Below are 18,814 nucleotides of genomic sequence, written 5' to 3' on the forward strand. Positions count from 1 at the left end.
AAGACATTCACACAGTAAAGTGACTCAGTGACTATGAAATGGGGTATGCCCCCTCCCCTCAAGTTAGAAAAAAAGGCCCCGCAAGGAGCCTTCTTGTCACCACCGTTCGGCCTCGTTAAGTAATGTCGGCCTACAGGGCCCGCGGAAGGTACTCCTCTGCCAGTTCGGTGAGTGCAACATTGGTTTGAGTTTGGCCATTGGTCTTGCGCGTCTTGTACTCCGCGCCCAGCTCCTTTGCAGCCTGTTTAACGGCTTTGCTGAATGAATTAAGCGAGAGTGGGCGGTTCAAGCCGTGGTACTCCAGATAAGCCAGGTAGAGGTGATACAGGAATTTTCTCGGCTCCTTCATCACGGCGACATTTCCCCCCATACAGAACCCTTGCGGCTCAGCCAGAAACGCCAAGGTGGCGCAAAAGTCGAGTACGTGGTCAGCCTCGCGTTTCACCGCCAGTGCATCAGCACCATCCCGTTGCTCCTCCAGCAGACGCTTGGCCAGGTCAGGGTCGGCAAACCGGGTCAGCAGATGGCGAATGATCACCGGTAACTCAGCAGCAATCTTGTCGCCAAGCGCCCCATCCCGATCAGCCGATGCCACCACTCGTCCGAAGTGGAAGATCACCCGGCGACGAGCGATCCCCCCGTTGCGCTCGTTAAACACCATCGGCACGTTGTTGGTGGCCAGCAACACAGCTGGGATCCGAGTGCTGAAAATCGCCTTACCTTTAGGGTTGACCGATATTTTATCGCCACCAGTGATCGCCTTGAGCACGTGGCCATCGCCAACGTACGAAGGTTGGTCCGGCAACAAGATCAGGCGTTTGTCCCAGACATTCTCCAGACCAAAGTTGCTCTCGAGCAGTTTCATCGAGCTACTGCCCACGTTTTCTTGGCCAACCAGCAGCTCGCACAGACCTGTCATGACCGATTTGCCACTGCCGCCTTCCCCCGTCACCTCCAGGAACAACTGCCAGTCGTAGCGATTCGCCAGCACCATGAACAGCGCCGCGTTAATGCGATCCATCTTGGCCGCATCATTGTCGGTTGCGTAGCTCAGCCACTTCATGAAGTGGGGGGCACAATGCGCCAGGGTTTCCCCCACCAGCGGCTCGCTGTACTCGATCCCGTTGTGAGTCAGCAAACCATCGACGAGGGAATGCGGGCGAAACGCGCGGAGCACTAAGTCATAGACCCCATTGGCAAAATCAATCAGGTTGAGCGCCGGACGCGGTATCTCATCAAGGCCCAGTTTCATGGTATCCACAGCAGTGTTGATTATCCGGGCACTGTGTTTGGCGCCTTGCTGCTTAAACATTGCCGTCATACAGCGCGCAAGCACCGCATCCGGCATCGACTCCCACAGGCTGCCGGTGTAACGGTACACCTGGCTCGTGTCGACATTGATGGCCAGGGTTCCCAGACTAGAAACCAGTGCCTCCCCGCGCTGGCAGGCACTCATCTGATCCAGCATCAGCGCCGCGTCGTCCTGCTCAGGGCGCAGAGAAACAACATTAGCCGCCAGCAGAGAACCTGTTTTTTGGCTGCCCTTCTTATCGGCCAACAGCTTACTTTTAGGCGGGGCTTGGCGTGGCTCCTGTATCCCCTTCTGGTGCGCACTGGCAATAGTCGCCTTGACCTCCTGTACCGATTGGCCAGACGCCATGCCAGCAGCAAACAACTGACGCTCAGCGTCGGCGTGACAGATCTCTCCACCAGCGACCAGTTGCGCCACCCCCAGCGCCTCCCGGTTGAGCGTCTCGTTCCGGCTCCCCATCGGCGCGCTGACAATCGCCTCACAGGCACTCGTCAACGCTCTCTCTCCATAGCGGCTGGTCTCTGCGGAGCTGACCATGGGGGCAATCACCTTTGGCTCATGTTTGGGCTTGGTGATCCACCCCAACAAGATGGCAGGAGCCTCCGGCAGAGCGGCCAGTTGGGGGATGGTATCGCCGCGCAGCACCTTACCGGCTTTGATGTAGATCAGCTGATTGCCGGTCTTTACATCTACGCCGGCCAGTCCATTCGCGTTGTTGACGCTCTGCTTCAAGCTGGCAAGGTCTACCCCAGCTGGCAAGCGGAACAGCCAGCGATACGAACCGTCAGGCAGGGTGTCGGTGAGCATCCGGTACTGGATCGGGAGCGTCTGATTGGGCAATCCGAGCATCGCCAGCAGATCCCTGGGGTGCGGCGCCTCGGGTACCTTGTTACCGTCCAGGTCCAGCAGGACCATTTCATCCAAGCGAACACCAAACAGGGTGTCATCCTCACGCACCATGGAGGACGGGTAGCGCTGCTCATTGCCATAGGGTTTCGGGTTGCCGTTGTCCTGATACGGAATGACAGCGTGACCGTTGGCCTCGATATTTGCAGCCTTGGCTTGCAGGGTTGCGTTCATACCGTACCCCCTACCACGCGCAGCATGGCACGCTTGTGATCGAACAGTGACACGCCGTCATCGTTCTCATAGGCTTCCTGAAGGCGGTGCATTTCCTCGATGCGCGCGCTGTTGGTGCTAGGGGAAGCACCATACAGGGCGAACTGGCCACAAATAACATCCCTGCTAATTATCCCCGACTTTGCGCGGCACAGGCTTTTGCTTGCCAGCGAGCGCGCAGGTGCTACGCTCTCAGCGCTAGGTTTAATTATCTGGCCAATATCAAACATGCTAACCGAAGAGGCCGCCGTACCATGGCGGCTCTTTTTTGCGTAATTGGTGACTGTCATCCTCGCCTCCTTACGCCTCACGGCTCTTCTGGATCTGGGCGATGAGCCATGCTTCCAACTCCTCTTCAATCCAACCAACGGCTTTTGCGCCGATGGACACCGGTTTGGGAAAGGTCGGGTCATAAACATTGGGGTACTTCGGATTGGGACGCATTTTGGCGTAGATGGTATAGCGGGACAGCCCGGTGCGGGCTTCAACCTCATTACGGCGAATAATGGTCAGAGTGGGTTTGCTTTCTTTAGCCATGTTAGTCATTCCCTGTCATGTACTGGAACGAAATGCACCAGCATGGCTCCTTATTTTTATCATTTCGTCACCAATTCCTAACCCTACAGGGGGAAACCCCGTCAGAGACGCACTTGACAAGGGAAATTAAATGGCGAGTAGGTGTGGATGACTTCCTGGAACAGCAACGAAATCTGCTGTTGAACGGCGGAACCGGGACGGGTCAAACCCACCTGGCATCGCCTTGGGATGCAATGCTGAGGGCCGGGTCAAGCGAGTGCGTTTCTATACAGTGGTGTACTGGTCAGCGAACTGGAGCAGGAAAAGGTGGCAGGCAAAGCCGGGCTGCTTGCCATTCGGTTGGTCAATGTCGATGCAGTGATTCTGGGCAAACTGAGCTATCTGCCGTTTGCCGAAAGCGGAGGCGCTCTGCTGTTTCACCTGATCAGCAAGCTGCGCAAGCGCACCAGCCCGCACCTGACCTCCAACCTGGCCTTCAGCAAGTGGAGAAGATGACAACGGTGATGCTGGATAGGATCATGTGAGTTTATCGAGACAGGCAACGACGCCTATCGCTTCAAACAGAGGATGAAATCAGCCAGCTAACCCTGGTCAATGTTGGACGCTGATCCCTGGTCATTTTTCGATGCTGATTGACAACCCGATCCATCTATACAGACAGACTGTTTGGCAAGTGAATTACATTGCTCTCCAACCCGGTAAATTCATGGGGTGGCACATAGTGATGCTTGCAACAGTCCAGCCAGTCAGCCCACCATTGCACCATCTGTTGCCGCTGGGTGATAAATTCGGCCCGATGAATGTAAGCCGCCCGCACACCGTTACGCTCCTTATGGCTCATCTGCCGTTCAATGGCATCCGCACTCCATTGGCCTGATTCAAGCAACGCGCTGCAGGCCATCGCCCGGAAGCCATGACCGCATACCTCCACCTTGGTGTCATAACCCAGGCGGCGCAAGGCACTATTCACGGTGTTTTCACTCATGGGTTTTGATACATCATGGTCACCGGCAAATACCAGATCAAAACGCCCGGTCAAAGGGCGGATCGCCTCAATGATGGCCAGTGCCTGGCGTGACAACGGCACAAAGTGCGGTTCTCGCATCTTGGCACCACGATGTGAATGTTTAACCCCTTCAATGGGATCGCGGGACGCCGGGATCGTCCAGATTGCTCGCTCGATATCGAGCTCATCCCAGCGCATGAAGCGCAATTCACTCGAACGGACAAAGGTTAACAAGGTGAATTTCACCGCCATCTTGGTCAGCAGACGTCCCGAATAACTATCGAGACGACGCACCAGCTCGGGAATATCCTGCAGCGGCAGCGCGGGATGATGCTGGACTTTGCGAACCGACAACGCCCCCGTCAAATCAGCGGCAGGATTGGCCTCAATCAAATCAGTTCGCATTGCATAACTCATTATGCCATTGATGTGTTGCCGCACTCGTCCTGCCAAATCAAGCGCATTTCGCTGCTCTATCTTACGCAGTGGAACAAGCAGGTCACGAGTCTTGAGTTCGGCAACGGGGCAATGGCCAATCAATCAAACACGTCTTTTTCAAGCCGGGTCAAGATGCGTGAAGCATGATCGGAGGACCACTTGCCAGCATTATTTGCATGCCATTCACGGGCAACAGCCTCAAAACTATTCACTTGTTTGCGGGTAATGTCGTTACGCACCTGCTGCTTATGGACGACAGGGTCAATACCCTTGGCCAACAAATTTCGTGCGGCAGCGTGTTTGGCACGGGCCTCCGTCAACGACAGGATGGGGTAATCACCAAACGCCATCAGCCCGGCCTTACCATCAGGCTTAGTGAACTTGAAGCGCCACGAACGGGTACCGTTCTTTTTGACCAATAAGTGCAAGCCATTCCCATCGAACAGGGAATAGTCTTTTTCTCGCGGGCGGGCATTGCGACACTCGGTATCAGACAAGGGTCTGGTGGTTCGCGGCATTGGTATACGACTCCTTTATCGAATCGATGTATACCTAAGCGTATACCAATTTATAGCGGATGTGTTAGGAATGACTCGGAATGTTCTGGACGTAAAAAAACCCAGAGACGTTGAATTCACTGGGTTTTTTGAACTTTTTCGGAATACTTTGGAAGTATTAATGGTGCCCGAGGCCGGAATCGAACCGGCACGACGCGAACGTCGAGGGATTTTAAATCCCTTGTGTCTACCGATTTCACCACTCGGGCACCGCAATCGGTATCAAGCTCGCGTGGCGGGCTTGTCAATATGGAGGCACGTTCCGGAGTCGAACCGGACTAAACGGATTTGCAATCCGCTGCATAACCGCTTTGCTAACGCGCCATGCAAAAGAGAGTTGGCTCTCTATTGTCTGAATTTGGAGCGGGAAACGAGACTCGAACTCGCGACCCCGACCTTGGCAAGGTCGTGCTCTACCAACTGAGCTATTCCCGCATTGGTCTGGCTGACTGCCTGACTACGAGGACGCATTCTAGCGATGTTCCTCGCCCAGTCAACCAGAAATATTTAATTACCTGATCGTTCGGGCATTTTTTGCCCTTTTTGAACGGTTTTAGCGCCTTTGGCCATTTCCTGCCTCAAATCAGCGGAAACCTCACCTTGCGGCGCATGTGACTCACAGGTTGGCGTGGTGGGTCAGATCGCCCCAAGCCGCCTTCATGTACTGGAACATCGACCAGAAGGTGAGCACGGTGGCGACATAGAGCATCACATAGGCGAGCCACACCATCCAGACGTTGTATTGCCAAATCAGACCGGTGAGTGACACCATCTGGATCATGGTCTTCCACTTGCCAATCCAGCTGACCGCCACCGAGGAGCGTTTGCCGAGCTCGGCCATCCATTCGCGCAGGGCGGAGATGATGATCTCGCGGCCAATCATGGTCATGGCGGGGATGGTGACCCAGATGGTGTTGTAGTGTTCGACAATGACCACCAGTGCGGCGGCGACCATGATCTTGTCGGCAACCGGGTCAAGGAAGGCGCCAAAGGCGGTGGACTGATTGAGCTTGCGGGCCAGATAGCCATCAAACCAGTCGGTGGCAGCGGCCAGAATAAAGATGATGGCGGCAGCCAGATAAGACCATTGATAAGGCAGATAGAACAGGATGACGAAGACGGGAATGAGCAAAATCCGGAAAAACGTCAACAGGTTAGGTATGTTTGTCATTATTTTCAGCCACTTCTTGTACGTCGCTACATAGTGCGCCAAAGCCGATTTGCGATGCAACCGCACTGGCGCCCGTCTTGGTCTTTTTAATCCATCAATCTTCTCAAAATGCGAGGGCCATTATGGCATTTACGGCCCCCCCGCGTCACGGCTCTTGTGCATCAAGGAGTTAGCGATTTTGCCATGCCGCTAACCCTGCTCAGGCGCTGTGTAAGCCATCGTGGATGGTCTGGGCCAGCTCCTGACTGATGCCGGGTACCTTGGCCAGTTCATCCACGCTCGCCTTTTTGACCTCCTGCAGGCCGCCCAGATATTTGAGCAGCGCCTGTCGCCGCTTTGGCCCCACCCCCGGAATATCCTCCAGACTGCTGCTGGTGCGGGCCTTGGCCCGTCTGGCCCGGTGGCCGGTAATGGCAAAACGGTGGGATTCATCGCGAATATGCTGAATAAGGTGCAAAGCGGGCATATCTGCCGGCAAATGCAGCTCTTCGTGGCTCTCCCCCATGATGAGAGTTTCCAACCCTGCCTTGCGGGTGACCCCCTTGGCAATCCCCACCAGCAGCGGATATTTGCCGCCCAGAAACTCCAGCTGACGGGCCAGGATCTCTTCGGCGCGGCGCAACTGGCCGAGGCCACCGTCAATAAACAGCACGTCCGGCACCTTGTCCGGCTCCTGCTGCTTGCCAAAGCGGCGCTCCAGCGCCTGCTCCATCGCTGCGTAGTCATCACCACCAGTGATACCGTCGATATTGAAACGACGATATTCCGATGAGAGCGGCCCCTCCCGGTTGAACACCACGCAAGAGGCCACCGTGCGCTCTCCCATGGTGTGGGAGATATCGAAACACTCCATGCGAGCGATGGGGCGCTCCAGCTCCAGCAGCTCTTCCAGCTGATCGTAGCGAGCGGTGATGGTGCTCTTGTGAGCAAGCCGCGAGCGAAGCGCCGTCTCGGCGTTGATGGAGGCGAGCTTGATAAAACGGGCCCGTTCGGCGCGAGTTCGGCTCACCACCCGCACCTTGTAGCCTGCGGTCTGGCTCAGGGTCTCGGCGATGACGCTTTCGTCTTCGAGAGCCACATCGAGCAGCACCTCGCTCGGGATCTGCCGCCCCCCTTGCCCCGAGAGATAGAACTGCAGCAGGAAGGATTGCACCACCTCGTCAAGCTGGGTATCAGCAGGCACTTTCGGGAAGTAGCTGCGCGAACCGAGCACCTTGCCCTGACGAATAAAGAGCACGTGGATGCAGGCCGCGCCTTGCTGGAAGGCGACCCCCACCACATCCAGCTCGTCCAGCACGTTGCCGCTCACCGACTGCTGTTCAGTGACCCGGCGCAGCGCCAGGATCTGATCCCGGTAGCGGGCGGCCTCTTCAAAGCGCAGATCGCCGCTGGCGGACTCCATCTTGCCCACCAGCTCGCCTATCACCTGCTGGTTCTTGCCCGCCAGAAACAGTTTGGCAAGCTCCACCTGCTGGGCATATTCGGCCTCGCTCACCAACCCGGGTACGCAAGGGCCAGCGCAACGCTTGAGCTGATAGAGCAGACAGGGACGGGTACGGTTGGCATAGACCGCATCCTCGCACTGGCGTACCGGAAATATTTTCTGCATCAGATGCAAACTCTCGCGCACCGCACCGCCAGAGGGGTACGGGCCGAAGTACTCCCCCTTCACCTTGCGAGCGCCGCGATGGACGCCGATGCGCGGATGCTGGTGCGCGGTGATGATGATCCAGGGGTAGGATTTGTCGTCTCGCAGCAGCACGTTATAGCGAGGCTGGTACTGCTTGATGAGGTTGTGCTCGAGGATCAGCGCCTCAGTCTCGGTGTGGGTGACGGTGACCTGGATATCGGCGATCTGGCGCACCAGGGTGCGGGTCTTGATGCTGTCGACGTTGGTGCGAAAGTAGGAGGCGAGCCGCTTTTTCAGATCCTTGGCCTTGCCCACGTAGATCACGGTGCCACCGCTGTCATACATGCGGTAGACGCCACTTTGATGGGTGACGGCGCTCAGAAACGCCTTGCTGTCGAAGAGAGGTTCGGGAGAGAGGGTCATCAGCTACTCGGCTCACACAAAGGCAAAAATTGACGGGCAGAGCATACTGCCCTCGCCGCCTGAAAAGCAAAGGGGCAAAAAAGCAAAAAGGCGGCACTCGCCGCCTTTGTGACCACACGCCACCCGATTAGAGGGTATCGGCATCCAGCATGCCATAGCGAATGGCCAGATGGGTCAGTTCCACGTCACCGTTGATCCCCAGCTTGCTGAACAGACGATAGCGGTAGCTGTTGACCGTCTTCGGGCTCAGGTTGAGCTGCTCGGAGATATCGGTCACCTTCTGCCCCTTGGTGATCATCATCATGATCTGCAGCTCGCGCTCGGAGAGGGACTTGAAGGGATTCTCGTCAGCGGAGGCAAACTGGCTGAGGGCCATCTGCTGGGCAATCTCCGGGGAGATGTAGCGCTGACCGGAGTGCACCAACCGGATCGCCTGGATCATCTCGTCGGGAGCAGCCCCCTTGGTCAGGTAACCGGCGGCGCCTGCCTGCATCACCTTGGTGGGGAACGGATTTTCTGAATGAATGGTCAGCACTATGATGCGCACATCGGGGCGGATCCGCAGAATTTTGCGGGTCGCTTCCAGACCACCAATACCCGGCATGTTCATGTCCATCAGGATCACGTCCGGATGGTGTTGGCGACAGAATGTAACTGCGGTCTCGCCGCTCTGTGCCTCGCCCACCACCTTGATCCCGCGCACATCTTCAAGAATGCGTCTTATCCCTGTACGCACCAGCTCATGATCATCGACCAGGAATACATTTATCACCCAAACACCCCGTTTTATCTCGTTTTAGCCGCCCGGTTAGGGTTAACAGGGCGTCTTGCATCATAACCAAACTCGTCGCTTTGGCAAACCATGCACGCCAAAAGTTTGAGAAAACCCATGTTTAGCGTTTAAAATCAAATAATTATATAAATTATCAAAACAAAAAACGGTGCCTTGCGACACCGTTTTTCATGACGTTAGTGCTGTGGCCATCACTTGGCCAAAAAGACGCGCACCTTCTCCAGATCGGCCTGGGTATCCACCCCGACCGGCGGCGCTTCAAGGGCCTGGGCGACGTGGATCTTCTCCCCGTACCAGAGCACCCGCAGCTGTTCCAGCGCCTCGACCTGCTCCAGCACGCTCGGCGCCCAGTCCACATAACGCTGGATAAAGCCGGCGCGGTAGGCATAGATGCCGATATGACGCTGGTAGTGGTCACCAATCTGCTCATGGCTCTTGGCAAAGCGATCCCGATCCCAGGGAATGCTGGCGCGACTGAAGTAGAGGGCGTAGCCATCCTTGTCTGTCACCACTTTCACTGCGTTCGGATTGAACGCCTCTTCGGCATCCTGGATCGGCACCGACAGGGTCGCCATCGGCGCCGTGGCGGCGGCCAGATTATCCGCTACCTGACGAATGATGGCGGGCGGAATGAGCGGCTCATCCCCCTGCACATTGACGATGATGGTATCGGCGGCAAAGCCGTAGTGACGGCACACCTCGGCCAGACGCTCGGTGCCGGACTGATGATCCGGTGAGGTCATGCACACCTCGACGCCGGTGCTCAGCAGTGCCTGCTGCACCCGCTCGTCGTCGGTGGCGACGATCACCCGATCGGCACCGGATTGCAGGGCTTTCTCCACCACGTGCTGCACCATGGGCTTGCCATGGATATCAGCCAGCGGCTTGCCCGGCAGACGGGTTGACGCATAGCGGGCCGGAATGACGACGACGAAACTCATGACGGCAGCTCATCGCTATTGAGCGGACGGGCACGGTTCTCCAGCAGCACCGGGATCCCCTCCTCCAGCGGATAGGCCAGCTTGTCAAAGCGGCAGACCAGCTCATGGACTGCTTTGTTGTAGTGCAGCTTACCCTTGCAGACCGGGCAGGCGATGATGTCGAGCAACTTGATGTCCAAAGCCAAAACGATACTCCTTCAACGATGTCGCGCTGGCGGCTTAATCACACCAGCGATGGATGTCGAGCAACCAGATATTCCTTACGGGACCGCTATTGGTCCACTTCTCCCCCGCTCAGGCAAGAGAGATTAATCTTGCGCCCTGGTCGCGCCCTTTGCCTTCGCCCCCAGCTTGTGCAGCAGGGCATCAAGCAGGGAGGCGGGCAACTCGGCACTGACCGGCAGATACCACCAGTTATCGAGGGCAAACGGGCGGCACTTGACCGCATCCTTCTCGGTCATCAGCAGCGGCTTGCTGGCAAAGCGGCCCACCAGCTCATCCCGATCAAAGGGATGATGATCGCCGTAGGCGGCCTGCTGTTCCAGCTGATAGCCGAGCCCTTCCAGGGTGGCAAAGAAGCGGGGTGGATGACCAATCCCCGCCAACGCATCGACCGGCCCCGACAAGGGGGCGGCAAGCGGTGCATCGTCGCGCACCCGGCGCGGGGTGTCGGCGACCAGTTGCATGGGGTACTCCCCCTTGCCCGGCTCACCGCCGTTGCAGATGATGGCGTCCACCCGTTTGAGACGAGTGACCGGCTCGCGCAGCGGCCCCATCGGCAGCAGGCAGGCGTTGCCGAAACGGCGCGCTCCGTCCACCACCACCAGCTCGATGTCGCGGGCCAGCGCATAGTGCTGCAGACCATCGTCGGTGATGATGATATCCACCTCACCGCTCTTCTCCAGCAGTCGTACCGCGTCGGCCCGTTTCGGGGCAACCACCACCGGACAGCCGCAGCGCCGGGCAATCAGCACCGGCTCATCTCCGGCCAGCGCCGTGGTGCTGGTCTCATCCAGCCGATAGGGGTAATGGGGCGCCTTGCCACCATAACCACGGCTCACCACCCCAGGGCGATAGCCGCGGGCTTGCAACTGCTCCACCAGCCAGACCACCACCGGCGTCTTGCCGTTGCCCCCCACCGAAATATTGCCCACCACAATGACCGGCAAGGAGGAGCGATACCCCTTGCGCCAACCGTGACGATAGGCGTAGCGGCGGCTGCCGCTGATGATGGCAAACAGCAGGGCAAAGGGGGCCAGCAACCAGCGCCAGCCACTTTTGCGATACCAGAGCCGTTCCAGCATCAGGCCTTGTTTCCTGCATTGCCAAACTGAATGGCGCGCAGCTGGGCATAGGTGCCGCGCTGTTCCATCAGTGCCGCGTGGTTGCCGCGCTCGACGATATGGCCTTCGTCGATCACCAGGATCTCGTCCGCCTTCTCGATGGTGGAGAGACGGTGGGCAATCACCAGCGAGGTACGAGCCTTGCACAGCTCGTCGATGGCCGCCTGAATATGGCGCTCGGACTCGGTATCGAGGGCCGAGGTGGCCTCATCCAGCAGCAGAACCGGCGCATCGCGCAGCAGGGCGCGGGCGATGGCAACGCGCTGGCGCTGACCGCCAGAAAGAGAGGCACCATTCTCACCAACCACGGTGTCGTACCCTTGCGGCATCTTGCTGACGAACTCGTCAGCGTGGGCGATGCGAGCGGCCTGCACGATCTGATCGCGGCTGTACTTGTCTTCTGCCGCGTAGGCGATGTTGTTGGCCACCGAGTCATTGAACAAGTGGACATGCTGGGAGACCAGCGCGTACTGCTTGCGCAGCTCGCTCAACTTGTATTCGCGAATGTTGATGCCATCAAGCAGGATCTCGCCCTGATCGATGTCGTAGAAGCGGGTCAACAGGCTGGCAATGGTACTCTTGCCGGAGCCGGAACGGCCCACCAGCGCCACCGATTTCCCCGCCTCCACCTTGAAACTGACGTTATGCAGCGCCGGGGTGTCCTTGGTCGGGTAGGTGAAGGTGACGTTGCGAAACTCGATCTCGCCACGGGCACGCTCCAGAGTGAGCGTACCGGTATCCTGCTCCGGCTCGCTATCGAGCAGGCCAAACAGGCTATGGCAGGCGGTGATGGCGCGCTGGAACTGGTTGTTGACGTCGGTCAGGCTTTTCAGCGGCTTGAGCAGCATCATCATGGAGGTGATCATGACGGTAAACGTACCGGCAGTGAGGGTTGATTTGACGCTGTCGATGGTCGCGACGTAGAGGAAGGCCGCCAGCGCGATGGAGGCAACCATCTGCACCACCGGGCTGCCGATGGCATCGGCTGCGACCATCTTCATGGTCTGCTGGCGCATGTTGTTGCTGACCTGGAAGAAGCGTTTCTCTTCCACCTTCTGGCCACCAAACATCAGCACCTCTTTGTGCCCTTTGAGCATCTGCTCGGTGGAGGTGGTGATATCCCCGACCGCCTGCTGGATGTGACGGCTGATCTGGCGGAAACGACGGCTGATAAGGCCGATAATGATGCCTACCAGCGGGCCAACCACCAGGAAGATCACCGACAGCTGCCAGGAGTGCCAGAACATCAGGCCGAGCAGGCCGACCACGGTCGCCCCTTCCCGCACCAGGGTCACTAGCGTGGTACTCGCCGCCGAGGAGACCTGACTGGCGTCATAGGTCACCTTGGAGAGCAGATGACCGGTGTTCTGACGGTCAAAGAAGCTCATCGGCATCGCCACCATGTGATTGAACACCTGCTGTTGCAGACGCATCACGACGTGGTTGCCGACCCAGGCCATGCAGTAGTTGGAGAGAAAGTTGGCGACACCGCGCAGGGCCACGATGCCGAGGACAAAGAAGGGCATCCATTTCAAAACGGTGCTGTCGTTACCATTGATGCCCTGATCGATCAGCGGCTTGATGGAGTAGACAAAGGTGGTATCCACGGCGGCGTAGCCCAGCATCCCGATGATGCCACCAACCAGGCCCAGCTTGCGATCACGGACATAACCGAGCAGGCGTTTGAATACTGGCCAGCTCTCTTGTGAGGTTTCTTGTTGCATGAATAGCCGTTAGTAATGGAAATGACGGGCTATTCTAGCCAAAGCGCAGGCTTACACCAAGCGCCGCCACCTATATCGCATCCCTACACGGCAGAAATGGTTAATTATTGCCCAAACCACACTCGCGGTCGCCACCACTCGCCACTGCGTCGGTACCAAGGGCCTGAATCTCGCTCGGCGGTGACGCTCAAGCCCGCTGCGGTGGGTTCGACCAGCATCGCCCCTTGCTGGCCAGTGATCCACTGGCGGGCGTCCCGATAGCGGGCCACCACATCGGGACGGGGAAAGCCCCACTGATTCATAAAACCGGCGCTGTGGATCACCTCCTGCGCAGCTACCGCCGCGACAAAAGGGGGCGTGGAAGAGGTGCGGCTGCCATGATGGGGGCTCACCAGCAAGGTGCTGGCCAACCCCTCTCCCTCCAGCGCCACCAGCCGTTGCTCGGCCTGCCGCTCGATATCGGCGCTCAGCAGCACGCTGCGCTGCCCATCGCTAATACGCACCACGCAGCCATCGTTATTGCGCCCGCCACCGGGTCGCTCGGGCCAGAGCACTGCAAACGAGAGCCCCTGCCAACGCCACTGTTGCCCACGCTGGCAGAGCGTCGTTCCCTCACTGAAGGGATAAGAGGAGAGCTCGTGACGCACCGGCATGGCGCTGAGCAGCCGCTTGCGATTGCCAGCATGATCCCGATCCTTATGGCTGATGATGAGGCGATCGATGACCCGGATCCCCAGATGGCTCAGCTGGGGGAGGATCACCGCGTCCGCCATGTTATATCCTCCGGGATAGCGATCACCGGTGTCATAGAGGATGGCGCGCTCCCCCTTGCTGATCAGCACCGCCAGCCCCTGCCCCACATCCAGCACCCGCAGTTGCCAGCGGACTGGCGTTGGCCAGAGCGCCAGCAACAGCGCACACAGACTCGGTAGCCAGAGCCAGCGTGCCGGGCGCCACTGCGCGGAGAACCAGAGCAGCAACAGCAGGGTGCAAAGCGGCAGCCACCAGCCGGGCAGTGGCCACCACAGTTGCAGTTGATCGGAAAGCCAGCTCAGGATCGTCAGCGCCCACCCGAGCCCCAGATCCGCCAGCCAGAACAGGCCATAAGCAAGCGAGGTGGATAGCGGCGCAAGCAGCACACCGATCAGGGCCAGCGGGATGATGGCGATACAAAAGAGCGGCACCGCCAGCAGGTTGATCACCATGGCAAGGGGCGCGATCCCCTCGAACAACGCCAACTGCAGCGGCAGCAGACCGAGTAGCAGCCAGAGCTGGATCTGCCAGAGCCCCGGCTTGTCGTGGACATATCCCACCAGCAGCAGGATGGCCACCGCCAGAAACGAGAGCCAGAAACCGGCCGAATAGAGGGCAAAGGGATCCCAGAGGGTCAATACCACAAAGGCCCACAGCCAGATGCGCCAGGCAGGCCACTCTCGCCGGCTCCAGCGCAGCACACTCCACACCAGCACCATGATCAGGGCCCGCTCGGTCGCCACCGCAAACCCCGCCAATGCGCTGTAGACGGCGGCAAACATCAGGGAGGTGATAATGGCGCCGCGCAGGCCAAACAGCCTGCCCAACCACCACCCGAGCACCGCCACCAGCGCGATGTGCTGCCCTGAAATCGCGATGATGTGAGTCAGGCCGCTGCCGCGAAACAGCTCCCACTGGGCATCCGTGATGCCGCTCTGCTCGCCAAAGGTGAGGGCCGCCAGCAAGGGGGCATGGTCAAGAGTCCGCCAACTCTCGGTCGCTGCGTCCAACCAGCGTTCGCGCCAGCCCGGTGCTGCCTGATGAATGTCGATCACCCGGCGCAAATTGCCGGTGGCGGTGATCCCCTTGCCCAGCAGCAGACGCCGCCCATCCAGCCCCGCCTCGTTGGCCAGACCGTGAGCCGGTTTCAACGAGGTCACCAGGGTGATCCGGCTGCCCACTGTCATGGCGGGCAATGCCTGATAGGCATTGACCCGGATTAGGGGCTCAGGTGTCACCGGTTGTTCGTCGAGGATGCTCACCCGCAACAGCAGCCGGACAAATTTATCCCCCTCGGGCTCTGCACTTTGCAGCTGTGCGGTTATCATGTGGCTCGTCTGATCGCCCAACCGCTCCAGCCAGGCCAGCCGATAGGCAAGATTGGCTTGCATCCAGAGGATGCCCAGCAGCAGAAACAGCAGCCGCCACGCGCGGCAACAGGCAAGGGGAACCAGCAGGGACAGCAACAGGCCCCCCCATGCAAGTGAAGGTAACCATGGCCAGAGCAGTGAGGAGCTTGCCCCGAGGGCAAACGACAATAGACGCAGATCCATGGTGCAAGTATTTAGCAAGGTTTCAATATGCCCAAACGACTCATCAAACGCTGGATGCCCGACCCGCAAACCCTGAAAGAACACAAGCACTTGCGCCTTTTTGGTCGCCTGCTGCTCGATGCCAATCTCTGGCATCTCAACCGGCGCTCGGCCGCGGGCGCCTTCGCCGTGGGGCTGTTCATGGCCTGGGTGCCGCTCCCCTGCCAGATGTTGCTGGCCGCCGGGCTCGCCATCGCCTGCCGGGTCAATCTGCCCCTCGCAGTGGCGCTGGTCTGGCTCTCCAATCCACTGACCATTCCCCCCATGTTCTATGGCGCCTATCTGGTCGGTTGCCAGTTGCTGGGGCAAACCTCGCAACAGGTCGACATCCAGTTCACCTGGGCCTGGCTGGTATCGGTATTTGAGACCGTCGCGCCGCCGCTCCTGCTGGGCTCGCTGGTGCTGGCCCTGCTGAGCTCGCTCATCGGTTACGCCGTGATCCGCACCTTCTGGCGCATCAGCACGGTGCGTCAGTGGCAAAAACGCAAGGTGGCACGCCCATGCTGAGTCGCTGGTTCTCCCGTTTCAAAATCGATCCCGATACCCTGCGCAAGCAGAAGTGGTTTGCCCTGTTTGGTGAGCGACTGCTCGCACCCGCCCTCTGGCAAGGAGGCACCCGCGCCCTGAGCGGGGCCGTGGCGGCCGGCATCTTCGCCTGCTGGTTCCCCATCCCGATGCATTCGCTGATCGCGGTCGGGCTAGCGCTGGCGTTCAGCCTCAACCTGCCGCTGGCGCTGCTGGCAGTCTGGTTCAACAACCCGCTCACCCTCCCCTTCATGTACCTCTATGCCTATCGCACCGGCTGTCTGGTGCTGCACAAGACGCCGGAGCCTTTCCACCTCACCTGGACGCTCCACTGGCTGGAGCAGGAAGCGGCAACTCTTGTTCCCCCCTTCCTGCTCGGCAGCATGCTGCTGGCGGTGCTCACCGCACTGCTGGGTGGCGCCCTCACCTTGCTGGTGCTTCAGCTGCGCCGCTGGTTGCAAGGCTCTCGCTGAACAGCTCACCCGGCTGGATCAAAAAAGCCCGTCACTGGCGTGACGGGCTTTTTCAGTCGTGCGGTTAACGGCTGGCGTTACAGCACCTTGGCGATGGCATCGCAAAGCGGATCTATGTTGGCACGGGTAATACCGGCCACGCTGATCCGGCCGGAGCCGACGATATAGATGGCAAACTCGCTCTTGAGGCGCTCAACCTGATCCTTGGAGAGACCGGAGAAGGAGAACATGCCGTTCTGCTCGCGGATAAAGCTGAAATCCTGGTTAACGCCGCGCGCAGCCAGTTTCTCCACCAGCAGCTCGCGCATCTCGCGAATGCGCACGCGCATGGCCGCAACCTCTTCCACCCACTCGGCATAGAGGGCCGGATCGCTCACCACGGCGGTGACGACGGCGGCGCCATGTGACGGCGGGTTGGAGTAGTTGGCACGAATGACGGTCTTGACCTGGGTGAAGGCCACGTCGGCGATCTCCTTGGTCGCACTGACCAGGGTGAAAGCGCCGACCCGCTCGTTATAGAGGCCAAAGTTCTTGGAGAAGGAGCTCGCCACCAGCAGCTCGTCGTGGCACTCGGCGAAGATGCGCAGACCTTCAGCATCCTCTTCGATACCACGGGCAAAACCCTGATAGGCGAAGTCAAACAGCGGCAACCAGCCGGCGGCAGCACTCTGCTTGGCCAGTGCGCGCCACTGTTCGGCAGTGGGGTCGATACCGGTCGGGTTGTGGCAGCAGCCGTGCAGCAGCACCAGCTCACCCGGCTGCACTTCGGCCAGCGAGGCCTGCATGGCAGCAAAGTCGAGCCCCTTGGTGGCGGCATCGTAGTACTTGTACCACTTGACGGTCAGACCGGCGGCCTGGAACACGCTGACGTGGTTGGCCCAGGTGGGATCGGAGATCCAGATGGTCTTGGCCAGACCGTTGCGCACCACGAATTCGGCTGCGATACGCAGGGCACCGGTACCGCCCGGCGCTTGCGCGGTCTTGGCGCGGCCGCTGGCAACCAGCGCAGAGTGCTGCCCGAACAGCAGTTGCTGCACGATGCGGCCATATTCGATATTGCCTTCAATACCGAGGTAGTTCTTGGTCTTCTCGTCGGTCAGCAGCTTCTGCTCGGCTTTCTTGACACAGTGAAGAATGGGGGTGGCACCGGACTCGTCCTTGTAGATCCCTACGCCCAGATTGATCTTGTGGCTGCGAGAGTCAGCGCGGAAGGCTTCGGTCAGGCCCAGGATCGGATCCGCTGGGGCGGCAACAACCTTTTCAAACATGGTATTCCCTGTATTCCGTTGAGTTCGTTGGGTGGCAAAGCGGCTTGATAAACAAAAGCGCTCATCTGGCGAGCGCTTCGTCAACTCTTTATATCACCGCGTTCAATGGGGGAAAACCGCTTTTTGGCTCGCTTTCAGGCCAATTTCAACCAACGGCATGCCACGCTGGCGCCAGCGCGCACACCTCGGCCGACAAGCCACCATTGGACTCAACCAAACCGCTACAAACTGCTAACAATGACTTGGGGATCCGGCTCGGTTCCCAGGGCCGGGCCTCAGTCAAAGGTTGGGCATACGCGCTGAGGATGGGGGCCAGATCACGAGGCAGCCACCAGCTGGCCGGACGACCCAAGCGCTGGGCCAGCGCCTGCAGCCGATCCACCCCGGCAGGGTCGAGGGCGGTGAGATGACTCCACAGCACATTGGGGGGCAAGGCGGCCACCACCTGCTGCAAGGCAAGAGGAGCCGATGGGGGGGCCCACACCAGCAAGGTGCCGGGTTCAAGAGGCAGCTCGGCAAAGGCGCCGACGCTGTCTGTGGTGATCACCCGCTCGATACTCCCCTCCCCCCACAGGATCTTGCCAAGACCCGCCAGGGTGCGCTCGGGCAGCGCCACCTCCCCCAGCGCCTGCAACCAGGGGGCTGCGTCGATCAGGGTGCCGCCGCTGAAAAAGAGGCTGAACGGCTGGGCGGCGCGCAAGCGCAACAGCTGATCGGCACAGAGCCGGATCCCCTTGTCCTCGAAATCAATCTGCTCGTTGGGGGTGAAGTTCACTTCGCTCTTGCGATAGAGCGCCGCCAGCACCCGTTCGTTGACCAGCTCCCCCAATTGCCAGCCCTGAGCATGCAACCACTCCTCAGGCTCGGGGGGGGCGGTGGCGATCTCGGCCAGCATCAGCTCGCGGGTGAGATAGCGCCGTCCGGCCGGGGTGAGCTCATAGCTGTGGCTGCCATGGGCGAGCAGCAGCTGGTTATCCTTGAGCAGGCCCACCAGCGGTTGCCACTGGCGGCCACGGATCACCACAGGTGAGTGGCTCAGCAACTGCTGCGCCAGCGCCCGCCATTCGGGGTGACTAAAGTCGATCAATTACAATCCATCCCTGTCAGTGCTCAATCGGATAAACAAACAGCCTGAAAAGGTACCGTTACAGACCGATGACGCCAAGCCTCCCGCGCCAATTACGTGACCTCGCTCCCTGCAATGTTCTC

17 protein-coding genes, 3 tRNA genes and 2 pseudogenes are annotated in these 18,814 nt (G+C 59.3%); 3 read left to right on the forward strand and 19 right to left on the reverse strand.

What is annotated here, in order from left to right; all coding sequences use genetic code 11:
- Positions 1-130: 130 nt before the first annotated feature.
- Genes ACTG1P_RS04560 through ACTG1P_RS04570 form a run of 3 tightly spaced genes read right to left on the reverse strand, consistent with a single transcriptional unit; the run spans position 131 to position 2,968 of the window.
- Positions 131-2,392, reverse strand: coding sequence for a DUF5906 domain-containing protein (locus tag ACTG1P_RS04560; protein WP_440000608.1), 2,262 nt, complete (start codon positions 2,390-2,392; stop codon positions 131-133).
- Positions 2,389-2,721 carry a hypothetical protein gene (locus ACTG1P_RS04565; RefSeq protein ID WP_005350908.1) on the reverse strand — a complete coding sequence of 111 codons (333 nt, stop codon included), beginning with the start codon at positions 2,719-2,721 and terminating at the stop codon, positions 2,389-2,391. The genes ACTG1P_RS04560 and ACTG1P_RS04565 overlap by 4 nt, the downstream gene beginning before the upstream one ends.
- 10 nt (positions 2,722-2,731) lie before the next feature.
- Positions 2,732-2,968, reverse strand: coding sequence for a helix-turn-helix transcriptional regulator (locus tag ACTG1P_RS04570; protein WP_440000609.1), 237 nt, complete (start codon positions 2,966-2,968; stop codon positions 2,732-2,734).
- Positions 2,969-3,241: 273 nt separating this feature from the next.
- Between ACTG1P_RS04570 and ACTG1P_RS04575 the strand changes: the two are divergent.
- Positions 3,242-3,463, forward strand: a pseudogene (locus ACTG1P_RS04575) (ATP-binding protein); the annotation flags it as partial.
- Positions 3,464-3,617: 154 nt separating this feature from the next.
- On the opposite strand, the gene ACTG1P_RS04580 reads toward ACTG1P_RS04575, so the two are convergent.
- From ACTG1P_RS04580 to ACTG1P_RS04645, 14 genes and pseudogenes are all read right to left on the reverse strand, one after another.
- A complete protein-coding gene (locus tag ACTG1P_RS04580; RefSeq protein WP_440002281.1) occupies positions 3,618-4,379 on the reverse strand; it encodes a tyrosine-type recombinase/integrase in 762 nt (253 codons plus the stop codon).
- Positions 4,380-4,388: 9 nt separating this feature from the next.
- Positions 4,389-4,514: pseudogene (locus ACTG1P_RS04585) on the reverse strand (phage integrase central domain-containing protein); the annotation flags it as partial.
- Positions 4,511-4,930 carry an integrase arm-type DNA-binding domain-containing protein gene (locus ACTG1P_RS04590; RefSeq protein ID WP_440000610.1) on the reverse strand — a complete coding sequence of 140 codons (420 nt, stop codon included), beginning with the start codon at positions 4,928-4,930 and terminating at the stop codon, positions 4,511-4,513. The pseudogene ACTG1P_RS04585 and the gene ACTG1P_RS04590, both read right to left, overlap by 4 nt.
- Positions 4,931-5,091: 161 nt before the next feature.
- A tRNA-Leu gene (locus ACTG1P_RS04595) sits at positions 5,092-5,178 on the reverse strand.
- Between the two features lie 41 nt (positions 5,179-5,219).
- Positions 5,220-5,293 (reverse strand) — tRNA-Cys (locus tag ACTG1P_RS04600).
- 35 nt (positions 5,294-5,328) lie between these two features.
- A tRNA-Gly gene (locus ACTG1P_RS04605) sits at positions 5,329-5,404 on the reverse strand.
- 181 nt (positions 5,405-5,585) lie between these two features.
- On the reverse strand, positions 5,586-6,140 hold the full coding sequence (gene pgsA, locus ACTG1P_RS04610; RefSeq protein ID WP_031227442.1) for a CDP-diacylglycerol--glycerol-3-phosphate 3-phosphatidyltransferase: 555 nt from the start codon (positions 6,138-6,140) through the stop codon (positions 5,586-5,588).
- Between the two features lie 199 nt (positions 6,141-6,339).
- Positions 6,340-8,193, reverse strand: coding sequence for an excinuclease ABC subunit UvrC (gene uvrC, locus ACTG1P_RS04615; RefSeq protein WP_005359709.1), 1,854 nt, complete (start codon positions 8,191-8,193; stop codon positions 6,340-6,342).
- 127 nt (positions 8,194-8,320) lie between these two features.
- Entirely contained in the window at positions 8,321-8,965 is a 645-nt protein-coding gene (gene uvrY, locus ACTG1P_RS04620) for a UvrY/SirA/GacA family response regulator transcription factor (RefSeq protein ID WP_005337448.1), read from the reverse strand.
- Between the two features lie 212 nt (positions 8,966-9,177).
- Positions 9,178-9,927, reverse strand: coding sequence for a 3-deoxy-manno-octulosonate cytidylyltransferase (gene kdsB / locus ACTG1P_RS04625; RefSeq protein WP_440000611.1), 750 nt, complete (start codon positions 9,925-9,927; stop codon positions 9,178-9,180).
- Positions 9,924-10,112 (reverse strand): Trm112 family protein, encoded by a 189-nt coding sequence (locus ACTG1P_RS04630; RefSeq protein ID WP_005347033.1) that lies wholly within the window; start codon positions 10,110-10,112, stop codon positions 9,924-9,926. Before ACTG1P_RS04630 ends, kdsB begins: the two co-directional genes overlap by 4 nt.
- Before the next feature lie 123 nt (positions 10,113-10,235).
- A complete protein-coding gene (lpxK, locus tag ACTG1P_RS04635) occupies positions 10,236-11,231 on the reverse strand; it encodes a tetraacyldisaccharide 4'-kinase (RefSeq protein WP_440000612.1) in 996 nt (331 codons plus the stop codon).
- Positions 11,231-12,994 (reverse strand): lipid A ABC transporter ATP-binding protein/permease MsbA, encoded by a 1,764-nt coding sequence (msbA, locus tag ACTG1P_RS04640; RefSeq protein WP_440000613.1) that lies wholly within the window; start codon positions 12,992-12,994, stop codon positions 11,231-11,233. Before msbA ends, lpxK begins: the two co-directional genes overlap by 1 nt.
- A gap of 104 nt (positions 12,995-13,098) precedes the next feature.
- Complete coding sequence (locus tag ACTG1P_RS04645) at positions 13,099-15,300, reverse strand: DNA internalization-related competence protein ComEC/Rec2 (RefSeq protein WP_440000614.1); 2,202 nt, start codon at positions 15,298-15,300, stop codon at positions 13,099-13,101.
- A gap of 27 nt (positions 15,301-15,327) precedes the next feature.
- Between ACTG1P_RS04645 and ACTG1P_RS04650 the strand changes: the two genes are divergently transcribed.
- Complete coding sequence (locus tag ACTG1P_RS04650) at positions 15,328-15,846, forward strand: DUF2062 domain-containing protein (protein WP_209298842.1); 519 nt, start codon at positions 15,328-15,330, stop codon at positions 15,844-15,846.
- Positions 15,840-16,337: a DUF2062 domain-containing protein gene (locus tag ACTG1P_RS04655; RefSeq protein ID WP_219278348.1), complete on the forward strand. Its 498-nt coding sequence runs from the start codon at positions 15,840-15,842 to the stop codon at positions 16,335-16,337. Before ACTG1P_RS04650 ends, ACTG1P_RS04655 begins: the two co-directional genes overlap by 7 nt.
- Before the next feature lie 77 nt (positions 16,338-16,414).
- Here the strand turns inward: ACTG1P_RS04655 and ACTG1P_RS04660 are convergent, their stop codons facing one another.
- Together ACTG1P_RS04660 and ACTG1P_RS04665 are read right to left on the reverse strand one after the other, a co-directional pair.
- On the reverse strand, positions 16,415-17,605 hold the full coding sequence (locus ACTG1P_RS04660; RefSeq protein ID WP_440000615.1) for an amino acid aminotransferase: 1,191 nt from the start codon (positions 17,603-17,605) through the stop codon (positions 16,415-16,417).
- Between the two features lie 145 nt (positions 17,606-17,750).
- Entirely contained in the window at positions 17,751-18,692 is a 942-nt protein-coding gene (locus ACTG1P_RS04665; RefSeq protein ID WP_440000616.1) for a hypothetical protein, read from the reverse strand.
- Positions 18,693-18,814: the final 122 nt, after the last annotated feature.

The organism is Aeromonas sp. 11P, from assembly GCF_051920165.1.
In the GTDB taxonomy this organism is placed as follows: domain Bacteria; phylum Pseudomonadota; class Gammaproteobacteria; order Enterobacterales; family Aeromonadaceae; genus Aeromonas; species Aeromonas veronii.